Here is a 17128-nt window from a genome sequence, read left to right as displayed (position 1 = left end):
TCCACCAACTGCTGCATCAGCTCTGGCGAGTCGACATCGAAATCTTGTATTGTATAAGGCTCCTCCTCACCTTCATATATCTCCATATCCTTCTTGCGCTGCATGAGAATGGTTTTCTGAAGGTCGGTATCTATCAAGCAAACATCCTTTCTTTTGTACGCTAAATAGTTGGCAAACAGAATACAAAGGGTAGTCTTACCAACTCCACCTTTCTGATTCGCAAAGACTACTTTTACATTTTTCATTATTTATATATTTATATTTTCGTATTAAAATCTATTTATATCTTCACGCTAAAATGTATTTACATTTTCGTATTAAAACGTATTTACATCTTTACACTAAAACGTATTTATATATTCGTATTAAAACATATTTATATTACAACGTTTATATATTTAAACATAAAAACATAACCACGTAAAATATGCTAATACACTACCATTTTTCGCCCATTTTGTCTATTTTCAGCGAAAACAGAAACACCGCCTTTGAGCAGAAATACATAACGTTTTGTCATATCTATCTAACTACTATGCGAAAAACACTTTCTTTTTGATCACTAATTAGCCAACAAACAATACTTTATGTAAAATCGCCGTGCGCTATTTTATTCTATTTTTGTCGCCGCTCTGCCTTTTGTCCGAAATAGGCGAAATATGCGGGTAAAAAACGCTTAGCACTCGCTTGTTTTCACTTATCGCTAACCCCAAACGCCTAATTTTCTTCGGTTTCAAGTGCCCAGCGCAACAATCCCATCGGCAAAACTGTCAAAACGAGCCCTATAATGCTACCCATATTTACGTAAGTAGCTATCTCGGGAAGGGTCAAACCGCCTGCCACATTATATAAATAATAGTTGAGTAGGGTAATACCGCCCATAAATATTGGGGTAATGATGAGCGATGCACCGTAAGCACGCAGCTTGCCAACACAACCTCCCACCATGAAAGCCCCCAAAAGTACCGTATTGATAGCGATAGCCGAGTACGAATAGTTTACGAAATGGCTCGCAAAAGTGCGTATCGCCGTGTCGGTGGAGTAGGTGAAGAGGGTAGTGCATATAAAGGTTAGCAAGCTAAACACCATCATCAATCCTAAAAAGGTGAAGTGGAACGCACGCTTGGTTCGTGCAAAACACGATTGCAAGACACCCCACATTGTGAGTGCTGCTCCTACGCCGATTGCGCCTTCAGCCACCTGGACAGGGCTGAGTGCTTGGAGCGTTTGCAGCGAGCCGATCACTCCTTGCGCCGGATCGTTAGGATCGCTAATCCAACCGTCCACCACCGTCATACCCGTTGCTAGCGTGTATAAGCCCAGCGCCCAGTTGAAAACCTCACTCTTTGTCTTACTAATTAAAAATGTATTTATCTTCATATATTTTTATATCTGTATGAAGATAATTTTCTTCTTTTTTTCTCTTTATGACAAAATCGATATTTTCATATGAAAAGTCATCATTCGTTTCTATATAATCTTTATTTATGATATCAAAAGTAAAAATAGAATTTTTATTCAACATTTCATAAGCATTATTTAAAGTATCCATAAAATCTTCTTCATTTAAAAGGTAATTCATGCTGTCGCAGGCGGAATATATCAAATCAAATTTTATATCGCATATGAATTTAGACATATCACATTTTATTAAGTTTAGGTGTTTATCTTCAAAAAAAGCATTCTGGTCTGCAATACTTAACATTTCTTCGCTTATATCGACTCCATATAAATTAGCATTTGTCATTTCATCAAGACTTAGAAGCATTTCTCCGCTGCCGCAGCCCAAATCCAAAATGTTTTTATTTGTTAAATCTTTATCGGCAAGGGCATATATATATTTGCTCCATAATTCATAATCTACAAAGGAGGTATATATATCATAATATTCGCTGAACTTATCATAACTGTTATTCATTTAATAAATTTTCCCTTATGAATTTATCCGTTCCATTTTCAAATACGCTGTCCGCAATATACATTGCATTCTCCTTTAACTCATCTCTGGCATTTTCAACCGCTACGGGTATTCCCGACTTATCTAAAAGAGGTATATCTGCAAGGCTGTCTCCGAAGCTAATAAGTTCTTCTTTTTTTATATTTGCATAGTCCATTAAAAAATCAAGAGCTTTTCCTTTATCCGAACATCCGAACTCAAAAACAGTTTTAAATGACTGTGCATATTTTACTTTTCCTTTATATTTTTCAGCAATGTTTTTAAGTTTATTTTGTACTTCCTCCGTTTGAAGGAAATCAAAAATACATATCCTCGTCAGTGGTTTATCCTTAGGGAAATCTTTTAAATTTCTCATTATATTTACTCGCAAGTCTTTGTCAAATTGTTGGACTTTCGTAAATATTTCTACATGTTTATCGCAAAAATCAGGTTCCGCTTTGCAAGGATTTACATATAAATCATCTCCGGACTCAAGCATAAATATAAGATTATCGTACTCTTCAATCGAAGATATTATATCTCTTTTTATATCGTCAGGAATATTTACCTTGAAAATTATTTCTTTTTCCCCGTTAATAAATTTTGTAACGAGTGCTCCGTTGTCACTGATTACATAATCGGGATTTAATTTCTTCGTAAAATAATATGCCTGATAGAAACCTCTTGCCGTAGCTACTATGGTTTTATATCCTTTTTCTTTTAATTTTTTAAAGGTTTCGACCGAGATATCATCGATTGCAAATTCATGCTTTATCAAAGTATGGTCAAGGTCTGTTGCGACCGCTTTTATTTTTTCAAATCGTTCTTTATTTTGAGATAATGTAAATTCGTATAATTTATTATTTATATAATCGTAATTTTCTCTTTTATGAGGAAGCAGACAATTTGAACAGTCCTTTATCCCATTTTTTGTGTAAGTAAAATTACCACCGCATTTATCTTCCATTAAATACAGCGGGCAGTAGCAAAATAAGCAATTGAAATTTTCTTTATCATCTGTTTTATGGCAAGGGAAGAACTCGCATTTTTCATGATTTATAAATTTATAATTTTCCATAAAACAATTTTAAATCAAATCCTTTATTTTTTCAAGCTTGTCTTGTATAATACCTGATAGTGAAAGAGGAGAGTATGAAATATAAAAATATAGTTAAAGCGACTTTTATAAACCGACCTAACAGATTTATAGCAAAATGTAAAATAGGAGATATAGTTGAAACTGTACACGTAAAGAACACAGGAAGGTGCAGAGAGTTATTAAAAGAAGGTGCGGCTGTTTATCTTGAAAAATCGGATAATCCAAACAGAAAGACAAAGTATGACTTAATAAGTGTGTATAAAAACGATATCCTATTCAATATGGACAGTCAAATCCCAAATAAAATATTTAGGGAAGCACTTGAAAATAAAATTATAAACCTCGATGGTTTTGATGGTGAACTCTTTATAAAGAATGAAAGTACTTACGGTAATTCAAGATTTGATTTTTATGTTGAAAGTAAAGAGCGAAAAGCATATATAGAAATAAAAGGGGTAACATTAGAAGAAGAGGGGATAGCTATGTTTCCCGATGCACCGACAATAAGGGGGATAAAGCATATCAATGAACTGGTAACGGCTCATAAAGACGGTTATGAAGCATATATGATTTTCATAATCCAGTTTAAAGGTGCAAAGTATTTTACACCTAATCCCGTGCATGATGATTTTATAAATGCACTTAAAAATGCAAAAGAAAATGGTGTAAATATACTTGCTTTTGACTGTGATGTAACCGGTGATGAGATAAAAATAAGTAAAAAAATAGACGTTAAAATATAATTCACTTTAATTATTAAGAATTGATGAAAATTTTGTAATATTTTACATATTTTTCATTAAACATACTTTTATTTAACTTTTATTATGCTATAATACTAAAAGTAAAATGATTACTGATACTAGGAGTTTTTATGAATATAGAGTTTACTTTTTTAAGTTTGGTAATAATTATCGCATCTTATTTTATAGGGTGTATAAATGGTGCATATATATTTTCAAAAAGCGTAAAAAAAGAGGATATAAGAACTTACGGAAGCGGTAATGCCGGGGCTACGAATGCCCTTAGAACATATGGCTTTTTTTCCGGACTTCTGGTTTTTTTAATAGATTTTTTTAAAGGGATGCTTGCTGTGGGACTTTGTTATATATTTAATCAAAGTTCTTTTGTAATTCTGATTGCGTCGCTTTTTTGTGTTGCAGGACATAACTGGCCTATATTTATGGGTTTCAGAGGGGGAAAAGGCGTATCTGCCAGTGCGGGTATCCTTGTAATGGTAGATTATAGATTAGCTTTAATGGCTATTTTAATAGGTCTTATATTGGCACTTATCACAAGAATGGTATCCGTGGGTTCTCTTACAGCACTTACCCTAAGTGCAGTATTTTTTATTGTATTTAAAGTAGATACTTATTACATAATTTTATCTTGCATTCTATGCATTTTAAGCATATATCAGCATAGACTTAATATAAAAAGAATAATTAACGGGAATGAAAATAAATTAAGTTTTGGTAAAAAAGATAAATAATTTATATAAAATAATAGATTTGAGGATTTATTTATGAGAACAAGTTCTAAGAAAAATTTAAAAATAATTTGGTTGGTAATACTTTTATTCGGACTTATAAGCGGAGGGATATTGATTTCTTTTGCTATCGGTCATAAGTTATACTGGGTTGCACCTATTTGCCCTATACTTATAATCCTAATGTATTATTTATCATTATATTTTAAATATAAATCATACAGCATTATATATAATAAAAAAGGTTATGACACTACGATGCTATATATGGATCCTTTTTATGTTTTATATAAAAATCCGGATAAAAAATATAGAGGAAGACTTCATAATAAACACTATTTTTCACTCGGGGTAACCGTTCCGAAATTTAAATATCCTCAAAATGATGAAGAATTCAATAAATTAAAAAACAACTTTACCTTTACTACTTTTGAAAATATAGCAGGAAATCTGCTTTTATTGGTGTTGGCTTGTATATCGGTTTATTTTTTGTTTGTTTATATTTTCTCTGATATAATACTGTTTTTTATTGATGTAGCTTTGATTTTTTTAATTTTATTTACATCAACACAAATTTTATTTATCCTTCTTGAAGGCGATAAATGCTTGGATATCCCAAATGATAAAATCGATACAGGAGAGAAAGATGAAGAAGGACATCACATTGTTAAAAATTCTTTGACTGAAGAACAATATGATTACCTTGTAGCGTCTAAATTCCTTCTTTACGGAAGTTATAACCTTCAAAATAAAGATATTAAGAGAAACTACCTGCTTAAAAAGATTTCAGATTATTTGAACAGAGATTTTATGTTGGAAGAATTCGATTTTGAGGATATGTATACTGTAGACTTTGTCTTAAGAGATTATCTTGATGTAAAGTTTGGGAGACTTAATGTTGGGTTCAGTAAGTATATTAACTTTTTATATGAAAATTTTGATGATATTGCAGTAAACAAAATATCTCCTTTAAAAGATGATATCAAAGAATATTTAGTCGTTTGTCATCATATCGTGGCCTATTTTATTAAAAGAAAAGACTACAAAAAAGCTAATGATCTATATGAAAAAATGTCAAACTTTGATTTTGATGAAAAGAAAGATAAAGATTTGATTTATTTAAAGAAAAGAAACGCTGCTTTACTTAAAATAGATGACAGTGATATAAATAATGTTTTAACTGAAGAAACGATAGTATATAACGGACTTGACGTTTTCAGCAAGGTCACTTCAAATTATATTGATGAGGAAAAAGACTACAGATATATAACAGAGACAAAATCACAAAGAGATAAAAGAAGAAAAGAACGTGAAGATAAGTTAAGAGAACAAGGTCTATTGATAGAAGATACTTCAGAAAAAGAAGAAGATAAACCTAAGAAAAAAGGATTATTCAAAAAAAGAAATAAAAAAGAAGATCTTGAAAATGAAAATGAAAATGATTCTTTATCAGAACAAATGGAAAAAGATTTTGAAGAAAATAATTCAGAAATCACATCCGAAGAAAGTGGACTGTCGTCTGATGAAACAGAACTATCCGATAGTGAACAAACAAAATCGGAAGATATAAATGAAGCAGCTGAAGATGTAGTCTTGAATGAGACAGATGATAAAGAAGATTATAAATAGTAATAAATAAAAAAGAAGGTCATAATTCCTTCTTTTTTTATTTTGCTTTAATATGTTTTAAACTGTTGATGATAAAATTAGAAAGAATTTTTTGTATAAATACATTGATAATAGTACATTGCTGTTTATGTAGTTTATGTTTTAACTTTTCCGTCAATATTTAATTATTATATTTTTTGTTCTTTTAATATTGAATTATATATCAAATTTTTATATTTTATAGTTTTAATTCGTACATGTTCAGTATTAAATGTCATTATGAATAGTTTGTTTTTTTTGTTTGTATGATTTATTATCTTAAATTTTTTTAAGTAATTAATTACACTTTTAATTTTTATTTTATATACTTCCAGTTATTTAAATACTTTATTAATGTTTAAATGAAATATCTTTAAATTTCTAGTTATTTTGAAAATGTACATTATCCTACTTAATGCTGCTTTTTTGTTGAAATCGTGTACAAAATGTATATATTTTGGTTAATTTGTGTTATTATAGTTATATCTTATAAAAACCCTAAAAAATTATAATAACGACCCAGATATATTACATAAATCAATATATGTGTAGTATATTTGATTGTTACAAAATATATACAATATGTAACAATATATTAAAACCTTTATTTTAATATAATTTTTCAATATTATCATATATATAACATGATTTTCACATAAATAACACTTTATAATATTATATCACACCAATTACAAAATTTATACTTTAGGGATTCAAGGGGGAAAAAATGAAAAAGAAAATTTTATCGTTGTTATTGGTCTTTTTTATGTGTATGTCAGTAGTACCGGCGACTGCATTTATGGCTGATAACGAAGAAACATCTGAGCTTCCAAAAGAGGAAATTCAGACAGAAATCGATGAGAAAAATGAAAAAAGCGAAGCTGATGAAGTTGAAGCAGAAAGTAATGCAAAAGAAAATATTGTTGATGAAGAGAAAAAAGATGATACTAAACCTTTAGAAGAAAAATCTAATGATAAAGTGAAAAATCCTTCCTCAAAATTATTAAAATCTTCTACTTCAATTTACAGAGTTGATGTTGAACAGAAAAAAATCAATTACTTGGATGTAAATGTTACAGTTCCAAATGCGGATGATTTGAAAAATATAACAGGAGCTGACAGTATAAAAGTTACGGCTAAAATGTACTATGGAAAGGCTGAAAGACAAAGTGTCCAAAAATCAGCAAAACTTTCCGAACTTAATGCCAATGTTCTTGAAATGAAATTTCCTGCATATGGGAAGTATTCTGTAAAGATTGAGATCCTAAAAGGTAAAGATATTATAAAAACTATCACAAAAGAAGATATCGGAGTAGTAGCGGAAGAGTATAATTTTGCTCCTCTTAATGCCACAATGCCTGCTTTACTTACTTCTTTAAATTTATGGAAAATATCTAAGAATGAAAAAAATGAACCTATTCCAACTTTTATGGTTTTAGAGAGAACTAAAGCGTATAACTGGGATAAACTACCTGAAAATGTGTATTCAGTACCATACTTAACAAAAGCTGAAACAACATCAAAGGCAAGCATTGCTCCCAGAACAGATAATCAAACTGCAGCGTACTTAAAGGAGCTATATGAATTAAACCCTTCATCTAAATTCCATATTTATTGTGCAGATAATTACCAAAGAGTAATCATATCACTACTTTATAAAAATAATATTCCTGATAGTAACAGTACGATTACAATGATAACAGATGGTGCTGATACATATAAAAATTTTCAAGCTGTATATCAGCCTGCTGGTGTTAATGTAAATAAGCAGCATGAAGATATGAAAGCAGAATATAAAGCTTTAGTGCAAAAAGCCAAAGATACAAAGAGTGTGCCGGATTTTTCAACACTGAAATATTATAGCGGCAAACAGACAACTGGATTAAATAGATATGAATATGCTATTTTCGATGTTGAGAAAGAAAAAGATGCAAATAGGATTCAGTGGTGGGTAATCAATAGCGGTGCATTATGTTTTCCTGCTGCAGTAGAAGCAGAGAATGAGGAACTTAAAGCTTTTTCTGCATCAGCTAGAGGAAAAGTTACCGGTGTTAATATAGGTAACCTTCTAACTGATCTTGCAGAAAAAGGTAACCAGCAAGCATTTAAAGAATTATATAATATGGGTGATATGAATCCATTTGCCGAAGCTGAAAGCAAAAATAAAAAAGTTATGGTGATTTTAGGAACTAAGATAACTACAAGTAATTCTCCTAATTTGGCTGATTATACAAGATTTTTAAATACATATTATGGAGACGATTATGTTCTTTATTTTAAAGGACATCCTGGAACTCCTACAGAACTATATCCGGAAATGGTAGAAAAATTAAAAAATCTTGAAGTAAATGACTTAAATGCTTCAATCCCAGCAGAACTGTTTATGTTCTTCTATCCTAATATTTATTTGTCGGGATATCAAAGTACTACTTTCCAAAGCGTATCTTCTGATGATATAGCATGTTCCATATTTGAAACAACATATCAAACGGCACAAAATTCTTCAAATATGACCGAGTATAGAGACAAAGTCGGAAGTTATGTTACTAAAATAAATGATAATTCTTATTACAATGATTATCAAAAATATGTTCCTAGTGGTCATACATGCTATTTGGTTGAATTTAATAAAGATAAAGCAGACAGCGGTTATGATAAACATCCATTTGCTATATGGGATGTGACCGCAGGAAGCTATAAAGCTTATAAAGACGATAAAGTAGTAGATGAAAAGAATTTTACTTATCAAAAGCAAACTATAACAACATCGGCTTCAAGCTATAAAAAAGTTTACGGAGATAAGCCATTTTCATTGGGTGCAAAGACTAACGGAAAAGGAACTTTATCTTATAAATCAAGTAATAATAATGTCGTAAGCGTTGATTCTACGGGAAAAGTAACTATAAAAGGTGCCGGTACTGCTACTATAACCGTTACAGCGTCTGCAACTCTTCGTACAAATGCTGCGATTAAAAATATAAAAGTTACTGTTTCCAAAAAGACTCAAAAGGTTACTACTAAAAAATCAAGCTATAAAATTCCTTATGGTTCAAAATCTTATTCTCTAGGTGCAAAAGCGTCTTTAGGCGGAAAGCTTACATATAAATCAGGAAATACTAAGATTGCTACCGTAAATTCAAAAGGTATAGTGTATGGTAAAAAGTTTGGTAAGGTAACAATTAAAGTTACTGCCGGTGCTACAAAATATGCAAATTCCGCTTATAAAAAAGTTACTGTATACGTTGTTCCTAAAAAACAAAAAATCAAGAAAATCAAAGTAGGTAAAAAAGCTGTAAGAGTTTATGTTACAAGAGACAGTAAAGTTAGTGGATATCAAGTATATATGGCAAGAAACTCTAAATTTACAAAAGGTAAAAAACTTAAGACTGTAAAAGGATATAAAACTTCTTCTGGGAAAATTACTAAATTATCCAGTAAAAAAGTATATTATGTAAAAGTTAGATCGTACAAAACTGTGTCCGGTAAGAAATATTATGGAGACTGGAGCAGTGTTAAAAAAGTAAAAGTTAAATAGCAACAAAAAAGACTGCTTATGCAGTCTTTTTTATATTACTTCATAACCTTCTTCTGTTATTATCTTTTCTAATTCTTCTTTGCTTGCCATTTCTTCATTATATTTGATTTCAACTGTATTCTTTTTAGCACTTGCTTTAGCTTTTTTCACAGCTTCGTTTTTCTTTAAAGCTTCTACTACTCTGTTTTCGCAGTGAGAACAAGACATCCCGTTTACGTTTAAAACTATTTTTGTCATATTTTACTTCTCCTTATTCTTTTTTTATTATTATATATCAATTGCTTTCAAATTAACATAGGAAATAAATAAATGAAAAATTTTCAATAATTTACTAAATTTTCTTGACATTTATGAAAATGAGGTGTATTATATCAAACAAGATATACATTAGGAGAAGAAAAAATGAAAGGTCTAAAAGAACTTAACAGCTTTAAATTTTATAACTTTTTTAGCTTTGCAAACTATTATTTCTTTGCAGGTTCTTTTTCATGTACAGTTTAGCCTTTTAGTGAGTATCAACTTTTATGTATAAAAATTTATGTAAAAATATTAGGGAACTCATTAAAAGGAGTTCCCTTTTTTATTTTACAAATACACAATTTTTAAGGAGAAAATAAAATGATAGTAGTATTACAACCGAATGCAGACAAAATGGAAGTGGCAAAACTAGTTGCCCTAATCGAAAGCAAAAATCTTAAGATCCAACCTATCGAAGGTCAGGATTTAACGGTACTTGGACTTGTTGGTGACACATCAATTTTAGACGCTAAAATTCTTGAAGCCAATGATGTGGTAAGAAGAGTCCTTCACGTAGAAGAACCTTACAAAAAAGCCAACAGACTGTTTCATCCAAACAACAGTGAAATCAAAATCGGAGACCAGGTAATCGGAGGAGAAAAACTTGCAATCATTGCAGGACCTTGTTCGGTAGAAAGCAGAGAGCAAATCACGGAAGTTGCAAAAGATGTTAAGGCTTCGGGAGCAAACTTTCTAAGAGGGGGAGCGTTCAAACCGAGAACTTCACCTTACGCTTTCCAAGGACTTGGATACGACGGACTTGATCTTTTAAAAGAAGCAAGAAAAGAAACCGGACTTCCTGTAGTGACCGAACTTATGTCTGCAAATGACCTTGAAAAATTCATTGAAGACGTTGATGTTATTCAAATCGGTGCAAGAAATATGCAAAATTTCGATTTATTAAAAGAACTTGGAAAAATCAGAAAACCGATTTTACTTAAAAGAGGTTTAAGTGCAACCATTGAAGAACTTTTAATGTCAGCTGAATACATAATGGCAGGCGGGAATGAAAATGTTATCCTTTGTGAAAGAGGTATAAGGACTTTCGAAAATTACACAAGAAACACTCTTGACTTAAGCGCAATCCCTGCAATTAAAAAATTAAGTCACTTGCCTATCATAATCGACCCTTCTCATGCTACGGGTAAATGGTGGATGGTTGAATCTCTTGCAAAAGCAGCGGTAGTTGCAGGTGCGGACGGACTTATAATAGAAGTACATAACGATCCTTTAAATGCACTATGTGACGGTCAGCAATCGCTTAAACCCGAAGCATTCGATGAATTGATGTCTGATATCAAAAAACTTGCTCCAATCGTAAACAGAACAGTTTAGGAGAAATCAATGAGTAACTCACTTCATGTCGCTCTCGGAGAAAATTCTTATGATATCATAATAGAAAAGGGTATCTTAAAGAAGGTCTCCGAGGAGATAAAAAAGGTTTATAAAGGCGAAAAAATATTTATAATAACCGATGATATCGTCTCAAAGTTCTATTTGGATAAAGTATCTGAAGAGTTGAAATCAGGAGGGTACTTGGTCGATAGTATAATTCTTCCAAACGGAGAAAGTACAAAATCTCTTTCTTCGCTGGAAGTGATATACAATGCTTTGATAGATTTTAAGATGACTAGGAAAGACCTTATCATCACCCTTGGCGGAGGGGTCATAGGGGACCTCGGCGGATTTGTAGCTTCAACTTTTTTAAGAGGTTTGGATTTCATACAAATACCTACCACTCTTTTATCTCAGGTTGACAGCTCCGTAGGAGGAAAAGTTGCAATAGACTTGGCTAAGGGCAAAAATTTGGTAGGAAGTTTTCATCAGCCCAAACTGGTTTTAATAGACCCAAATGTACTTGCAACCCTTGATGACAGGACAGTAAACGACGGATTTATGGAAGTCATAAAGTACGGCTGTATATTCGATAAAGAATTTTTTGAACTGTTATATTCAATGCATTCAAGGGAAGATATCTTAGAGCATATAGAACATATAATATATAAAAGCTGCGATTTAAAAAGAAGAGTGGTTGAAGAAGATGAAAAGGATACCGGGGAGAGAATGAAATTAAATTTCGGTCATACTCTTGCTCACGGGATAGAAGCGTATTATAATTATGAAAAGTACACTCACGGCGAAGCGGTAGCTATAGGCATGTATGAAATAACAGCTCTGAGTGAAAAAAAAGGTCTTACAAAAAAAGGTACAAGTGATAAAATCAGAGATATACTTGTGAACTTCGGTATGGACTATGATATAAACGCAGTACACAATGAAAATATTTTATCTCATATATCAACGGATAAAAAAAATGAAGGCAGCGTTTTAAACGTGATACTTTTAGATGAAATAGGAAGCTGTTATATTTATAAAACAAATTTAGAATTTTTTAAGGATGAATAAATGGACAACATAAAAATCACACCAAATAAGCTTAAAGGAAAAGTAAATATACCTCCTTCAAAGAGTATGGCTCACAGAGCGATCATATGTGCGGCACTTTCAAAGGGAAAATCAGTAATAGATAATATAGATTTATCCGATGATATAATCGCAACCATATCGGCAGTAAAAAGTATGGGGGCTGAAGTTATAATAGATAAAAGAAAAGTGACTATAAATGGTATATTCAATTCTTCAAGTAAGGATGACTTTACCGTAGACTGTAATGAGTCGGGGTCTACATTAAGGTTTTTTGTTCCCATAACAATGCTTTTAAATGTTAAGAAGACTTTTATAGGTAAGGGGAACTTAGGAAAAAGACCTCTGGATGTATTCTATAATATCTTCGATAAGCAGGGGGTAAAGTATTCTTATAAAAAAGATATTTTAAACTTAACAATAGAAGGAAGATTGAAACCCGATACCTTTGAAGTAAGAGGAGATATCAGCTCTCAGTTCATAACGGGATTGCTGTTTACTCTACCTTTACTTGAGGGAAATTCAAAAATAATTATTACTACCGATTTGGAGTCTAAAAGTTATCTTGATTTGACTTTATCGATGTTAGAAAAGTTTGGGATAAAAATCATAAATAATGACTATAAGGAGTTTATAATAAAAGGGAACCAAGAATATAAATCCATGGATTACACTGTGGAGGGAGATTATTCTCAGGCTGCATTCTTCCTATCAGCCAACTATTTGGGAAGCGATATAGATGTCTTGGGGCTTGATGAAACATCTCTTCAGGGGGATAAAGAAATCATCAAGTGGCTGGATGTCTTAAAAAATTCTGAAGAAAAGATTATAGATTCGACGAACTGTCCGGATATAATTCCTGTACTTACCGTATGTGCCGCTCTTACAAAGGGTGAGACAAGGATAATAAATGCGGGAAGACTGAGGATAAAGGAATGTGACAGGCTTTCTGCGATATCCAGTGAACTCAATAAGCTGGGAGCGAAGATAACAGAAAACGAAGATAATCTTGTTATAGAAGGCGTAGAAGAACTAAATGGCGGACCGGTAAACTCTCATAAGGACCACAGGATTTCAATGAGTATGGCAGTCGCATCAACAGCGGCAAAAGATGATATAATAATAAAAGATTATATGTGTGTAAGAAAATCTTATCCTACATTCTTTGAGGATTTTGTAAGCTTGGGAGGAGAAATTCATGAGTGCGACATTTGGGAATAATTTCAAAGTTACAATATTCGGACAGTCTCACAGTGAGGCTATAGGCGTAGTCATAGACGGTTTGCCTGCGGGAATAAAGCTTGACTTCGATAAAATAGATTTTGAACTTAAAAGAAGACAGGGGGGAGATAGGTTTTCTACTCCAAGAAAAGAAGCCGATACGCCGAAAATCATAAGCGGTTATTTTGATGATAAAACCGCAGGCTCTCCTCTTTGTGCCATATTTGAAAACAGCAACACAAGAAGCAAAGACTACAGCGAATTAAAAGTAAAAATGAGACCCTCTCATGCGGATTATCCGGCATATGTAAAACATAAAGGAAATAATGATTACAGAGGCGGGGGAAACTTCTCCGGAAGACTGACCTTACCTCTTACTTTTGCGGGTGCGGTCGCTAAACAGCTTTTGGAAGAAAAAGGAGTTTATATCGGCTCTCATATAAAGAAAATAAACAAGGTGGAAGATATTTCTTTCGACAAGGTCAATATAAATAAGGATAAACTTATTTCTTTAAAAGAAGAAGTCTTTCCTTTACTTGATAAGAGTAAACTAACTGAAATGGAAGACGTTATCTTAAAGGCGAAGAATGACCATGATAGTGTCGGAGGTATAATCGAATGTGCAGTGCTGGGATTTCCCGCAGGGATAGGTTCTCCTTTCTTTGACAGTATAGAATCAAGATTATCTCATCTTCTATTTTCCGTACCTGCCGTAAAAGGTGTTCAGTTCGGAGAAGGTTTCGGATTTGCAGATTTACTCGGAAGCGAAGCAAAAGATGAATATTACTACGATGAAGACGGAAATGTAAAAACGTATGATAATCATAACGGCGGAGTCCTCGGCGGGATTTCAAACGGTCAGCCTATCCTCTTTTCGGCTGTGATAAAGCCTACGGCAAGTATATCAAAACTTCAGCGTACTATCGACGTAGAAAAGAAAGAAAATACTAAGCTTGAAGTCGTGGGAAGACATGACCCTGTAATCGTCAAAAGGGCAATTCCGGTAATAGAAGCTGTAAGTGCAATATGTTTATATGATTTTTTATTAAGTGAGCAGGTGGTTTTATGAGAAGTTTAGAAGAAAGCAGAAGAAGAATAGACGAAATAGATAAAGAATTGGTAAGGCTTTTTGAAGAGAGAATGAATACCGTCGTATATGTTGCAAAGTATAAAAAAGAACATAACGTGAATGTTTTGAATAAAAACAGAGAAGCGGAAGTAGTTGAAAAAGCTATAAATAATCTCAGTGATAAAAAATATGCGGAAGAAGTGGCAGATTTCTTTAATCATTTAATGGATATAAGTAAAAACTTTCAAAGAAAAGCAATCGCTAAAAAAATAGTTAATAATCTTAAGGAAAGTATATTTATAGATATAAGACAAACCGCGTCAAAAGTCGGATACAGTATGATGATAAATCCTCTTACAAAAAAAACTTGCGATATATATTTCGGGGAGAAAACCGAAAAAATCGAGTTTAGTTCTTATGATGATATAATGTCGGGACTAATCGACGAAAGTCTGGATTATGTGCTTTTGGCTGTAGATAATGCCATGGAAGGTCATATCGCCGAACTTTATAATCTGCTTGAAAAATACGATGATATTTACATAAAAGATAAGTTTGTTACGGATGAAGACGGAAACAGACTGGAGGATGTTCATGGACTAAACACCGAAAATTATAATAAATTTATAATCCTCGGCAAATATAAGAGATTTATAAAAGACAGCAATAAGGTGGATTTGATTGTAAGGATAGATAACGAGCCTAAATCATTGGGACACCTTGTAAAATATTTTTCCAACTACAATATCAATATAAATAAGATCGATTCGAGAGAAGCTGACAGTTCCGTTAAGGATTTCAGCGTTTTTATCAATTTTGACGGTAGCCTTGAAGATAAGAACATTCTTAAAATGCTTTCCGGTTTAGAGGGGGATGTTCCTTATTTAAGACTTGTCGGTGCCTATAGGGGTTAAGTATGAAAAAATTTGGTTTGATAGGAGAAAAGCTTCCTCACAGCTTTTCAAAGATACTCCATAACATAGCTTTTGAAGTCTTAGATTTAGATTATGGATATGATTTATATGAGATAGATTTAAATACTGCTAAGGATATAAAGTCATTTATGATAGAAAATGAACTTGACGGGATAAATGTGACTATCCCTTATAAAGAAACCGTCATGAAAAGTCTTGATAATATAAGTGAAGAGGCTGAAAAAATCGGTGCTGTCAACACTATTAAAAATGTCGGAGGTAAACTTTACGGATATAATACCGATTACTACGGATTTTTATACACTTTAAACAGTAATAATATAAATATAGATAATAAAACGGTTGTAATACTGGGCAGCGGCGGTGCAAGCAAAGCTGTCGTAGAGTGTGTAAAAGATTTGAAAGCAAAAAGTATATATCTGGTAAGCAGAAACAAAACAGACAAAAAGTCCAAAGACGGGATAGCCTTAATTGATTATAACGATTTAAAGGATATAAGAGGAGAAGTTCTTATAAATACGACTCCGGTGGGAATGTATCCCAAAACGGGTTTTTCTCCGGTAGGCAAAGATATTATAAGTAACTTTAATAATGTAGTGGATGTCGTATACAATCCTCTTGAAACCAAACTTATGAAAATAGCAGACAGCTTAGGTAAAAAATCCTTTTCGGGGCTTACGATGCTTATAATGCAGGGGCTTAAGTCTGAAGAGATATGGAACGATTTTAAGTTTACAGAAGAAGAAATAAATATAATAGTAAATAAAGTAAAAAAGGAAATATAGTATGAAGACGAATATTCTCTTAATCGGTATGCCGGGCTGTGGTAAAAGCAGTGTAGGGAAAGCCTTATCAAAAAGCATGGATTTAAAATATATAGATATGGATGATTATATAGAAAAAAAGACGGGAAAAGCCATAAGCGAACTTTTTGAGAAGGGTGAAGACTATTTTAGGGATATCGAAACCGAGTGTGCTAAGGAACTATCGTATAGGGAGAATATGCTTATTTCCGGCGGAGGGGGGATAATCCTAAGAAAAGAAAATATGGATTATTTAAAGAAAACTTCTACGGTCATCTTCATAAACAGAAGCGTTAAAAATTTACTTAAGTCTAAAAATTTGGGAGCTAACAGACCTTTACTTAAAGATAATGAAAACCATATATATAATTTATACAACGACAGGATAGGATTATATAAGAAGTATGCCGATATCGAAGTGGACAACAACGAATATTTTAAAAATTGTGTAGAAGAAATAATGAGAAAAATAAGATAAATTTTCGACAAAATATAATAAAATAAAAAGCATGTGTCATAATTGATACATGCTTTTTTGATATTTAATACAAATATAAATAAATATGTTTCGTTTGTATCTTAACTTGACTTAAATAGTATAATTTTGTGGTATAAAAAATATATTGAAAAAAGTAATATTAGTGATATACTAATAATTGTACCTGATTTCAGA

The 17128-nt window shown here is 32.1% G+C and carries 16 protein-coding genes and 1 pseudogene; 11 read left to right on the top strand and 6 right to left on the bottom strand.

Annotated elements, in window-relative coordinates:
• From Q0516_RS02870 to Q0516_RS02850, 5 genes and pseudogenes are all read right to left on the bottom strand, one after another.
• A partial coding sequence (locus tag Q0516_RS02870; RefSeq protein WP_294468138.1) for a ParA family protein occupies window positions 1-245 on the bottom strand: 245 nt, incomplete at its 3' end.
• A gap of 472 nt (window positions 246-717) precedes the next feature.
• Window positions 718-1380, bottom strand: coding sequence for a hypothetical protein (locus tag Q0516_RS02865; protein WP_004339783.1), 663 nt, complete (start codon window positions 1378-1380; stop codon window positions 718-720).
• The gene (locus tag Q0516_RS02860; RefSeq protein ID WP_294468131.1) at window positions 1355-1918 is read right to left on the bottom strand and encodes a class I SAM-dependent methyltransferase; all 564 of its coding nucleotides are present in this window, start codon (window positions 1916-1918) and stop codon (window positions 1355-1357) included. The genes Q0516_RS02865 and Q0516_RS02860 overlap by 26 nt, the downstream gene beginning before the upstream one ends.
• Entirely contained in the window at window positions 1911-2747 is an 837-nt protein-coding gene (locus Q0516_RS02855) for an HAD-IIB family hydrolase (protein ID WP_294468141.1), read from the bottom strand. The genes Q0516_RS02860 and Q0516_RS02855 overlap by 8 nt, the downstream gene beginning before the upstream one ends.
• A gap of 33 nt (window positions 2748-2780) precedes the next feature.
• Window positions 2781-3014: pseudogene (locus Q0516_RS02850) on the bottom strand (cysteine-rich small domain-containing protein); the annotation flags it as partial.
• A 74-nt stretch (window positions 3015-3088) separates the two neighbouring features.
• Between Q0516_RS02850 and sfsA the strand changes: the two are divergent.
• The 4 genes from sfsA to Q0516_RS02830 all read left to right on the top strand — a co-directional run bounded on the left by sfsA (window position 3089) and on the right by Q0516_RS02830 (window position 9706).
• The gene (gene sfsA / locus Q0516_RS02845) at window positions 3089-3778 is read left to right on the top strand and encodes a DNA/RNA nuclease SfsA (RefSeq protein ID WP_294468129.1); all 690 of its coding nucleotides are present in this window, start codon (window positions 3089-3091) and stop codon (window positions 3776-3778) included.
• 131 nt (window positions 3779-3909) lie between these two features.
• Window positions 3910-4527, top strand: coding sequence for a glycerol-3-phosphate 1-O-acyltransferase PlsY (plsY, locus tag Q0516_RS02840; RefSeq protein WP_257480230.1), 618 nt, complete (start codon window positions 3910-3912; stop codon window positions 4525-4527).
• Window positions 4528-4560: 33 nt separating this feature from the next.
• Complete coding sequence (locus tag Q0516_RS02835; RefSeq protein WP_294468126.1) at window positions 4561-6153, top strand: hypothetical protein; 1593 nt, start codon at window positions 4561-4563, stop codon at window positions 6151-6153.
• A 745-nt stretch (window positions 6154-6898) separates the two neighbouring features.
• Window positions 6899-9706: an Ig-like domain-containing protein gene (locus Q0516_RS02830; RefSeq protein ID WP_294468124.1), complete on the top strand. Its 2808-nt coding sequence runs from the start codon at window positions 6899-6901 to the stop codon at window positions 9704-9706.
• A gap of 30 nt (window positions 9707-9736) precedes the next feature.
• Here Q0516_RS02830 and Q0516_RS02825 read toward each other — a convergent pair whose 3' ends face one another.
• Window positions 9737-9943, bottom strand: coding sequence for a cation transporter (locus tag Q0516_RS02825; RefSeq protein WP_257480240.1), 207 nt, complete (start codon window positions 9941-9943; stop codon window positions 9737-9739).
• 381 nt (window positions 9944-10324) lie between these two features.
• On the opposite strand from Q0516_RS02825, the gene aroF reads away from it, so the two are divergent.
• From aroF to Q0516_RS02790, 7 genes are read left to right on the top strand one after another with little or no spacing between them, the layout of a single operon-like run.
• On the top strand, window positions 10325-11338 hold the full coding sequence (gene aroF, locus Q0516_RS02820) for a 3-deoxy-7-phosphoheptulonate synthase (RefSeq protein ID WP_257480241.1): 1014 nt from the start codon (window positions 10325-10327) through the stop codon (window positions 11336-11338).
• Between the two features lie 9 nt (window positions 11339-11347).
• Window positions 11348-12409, top strand: a complete 1062-nt coding sequence (aroB, locus tag Q0516_RS02815) for a 3-dehydroquinate synthase (protein ID WP_294468121.1) — start codon at window positions 11348-11350, stop codon at window positions 12407-12409.
• Window positions 12410-13648, top strand: a complete 1239-nt coding sequence (aroA, locus tag Q0516_RS02810) for a 3-phosphoshikimate 1-carboxyvinyltransferase (protein WP_294468119.1) — start codon at window positions 12410-12412, stop codon at window positions 13646-13648.
• The gene (gene aroC, locus Q0516_RS02805) at window positions 13626-14717 is read left to right on the top strand and encodes a chorismate synthase (protein ID WP_294468115.1); all 1092 of its coding nucleotides are present in this window, start codon (window positions 13626-13628) and stop codon (window positions 14715-14717) included. Before aroA ends, aroC begins: the two co-directional genes overlap by 23 nt.
• The gene (locus Q0516_RS02800; RefSeq protein WP_294468114.1) at window positions 14714-15631 is read left to right on the top strand and encodes a chorismate mutase; all 918 of its coding nucleotides are present in this window, start codon (window positions 14714-14716) and stop codon (window positions 15629-15631) included. The genes aroC and Q0516_RS02800 overlap by 4 nt, the downstream gene beginning before the upstream one ends.
• A gap of 2 nt (window positions 15632-15633) precedes the next feature.
• A complete protein-coding gene (locus tag Q0516_RS02795; protein ID WP_294468111.1) occupies window positions 15634-16437 on the top strand; it encodes a shikimate dehydrogenase in 804 nt (267 codons plus the stop codon).
• Window position 16438: 1 nt separating this feature from the next.
• Window positions 16439-16933, top strand: a complete 495-nt coding sequence (locus Q0516_RS02790; RefSeq protein WP_294468108.1) for a shikimate kinase — start codon at window positions 16439-16441, stop codon at window positions 16931-16933.
• The last annotated feature ends 195 nt before the right edge of the window (window positions 16934-17128 follow it).

Origin of the sequence: uncultured Anaerofustis sp., assembly GCF_938029165.1 — a bacterium.
In the GTDB taxonomy this organism is placed as follows: domain Bacteria; phylum Bacillota; class Clostridia; order Eubacteriales; family Anaerofustaceae; genus Anaerofustis.
This window is presented reverse-complemented; position numbering and strand designations above follow the sequence as displayed.

Excerpts from the sequence above, each read along its gene's own strand:
- aroA (WP_294468119.1), top strand. The coding sequence starts at position 12,410 with ATGGACAACATAAAAATCACACCAAATAAGCTTAAAGGAAAAGTAAAT.
- Q0516_RS02865 (WP_004339783.1), bottom strand. The coding sequence starts at position 1,380 with ATGAAGATAAATACATTTTTAATTAGTAAGACAAAGAGTGAGGTTTTC.
- Q0516_RS02790 (WP_294468108.1), top strand. The coding sequence starts at position 16,439 with ATGAAGACGAATATTCTCTTAATCGGTATGCCGGGCTGTGGTAAAAGC.
- Q0516_RS02825 (WP_257480240.1), bottom strand. The coding sequence starts at position 9,943 with ATGACAAAAATAGTTTTAAACGTAAACGGGATGTCTTGTTCTCACTGC.
- Q0516_RS02830 (WP_294468124.1), top strand. The coding sequence starts at position 6,899 with ATGAAAAAGAAAATTTTATCGTTGTTATTGGTCTTTTTTATGTGTATG.
- aroC (WP_294468115.1), top strand. The coding sequence starts at position 13,626 with ATGAGTGCGACATTTGGGAATAATTTCAAAGTTACAATATTCGGACAG.
- Q0516_RS02860 (WP_294468131.1), bottom strand. The coding sequence starts at position 1,918 with ATGAATAACAGTTATGATAAGTTCAGCGAATATTATGATATATATACC.
- Q0516_RS02800 (WP_294468114.1), top strand. The coding sequence starts at position 14,714 with ATGAGAAGTTTAGAAGAAAGCAGAAGAAGAATAGACGAAATAGATAAA.
- sfsA (WP_294468129.1), top strand. The coding sequence starts at position 3,089 with ATGAAATATAAAAATATAGTTAAAGCGACTTTTATAAACCGACCTAAC.
- aroF (WP_257480241.1), top strand. The coding sequence starts at position 10,325 with ATGATAGTAGTATTACAACCGAATGCAGACAAAATGGAAGTGGCAAAA.
- plsY (WP_257480230.1), top strand. The coding sequence starts at position 3,910 with ATGAATATAGAGTTTACTTTTTTAAGTTTGGTAATAATTATCGCATCT.
- Q0516_RS02795 (WP_294468111.1), top strand. The coding sequence starts at position 15,634 with ATGAAAAAATTTGGTTTGATAGGAGAAAAGCTTCCTCACAGCTTTTCA.
- aroB (WP_294468121.1), top strand. The coding sequence starts at position 11,348 with ATGAGTAACTCACTTCATGTCGCTCTCGGAGAAAATTCTTATGATATC.
- Q0516_RS02835 (WP_294468126.1), top strand. The coding sequence starts at position 4,561 with ATGAGAACAAGTTCTAAGAAAAATTTAAAAATAATTTGGTTGGTAATA.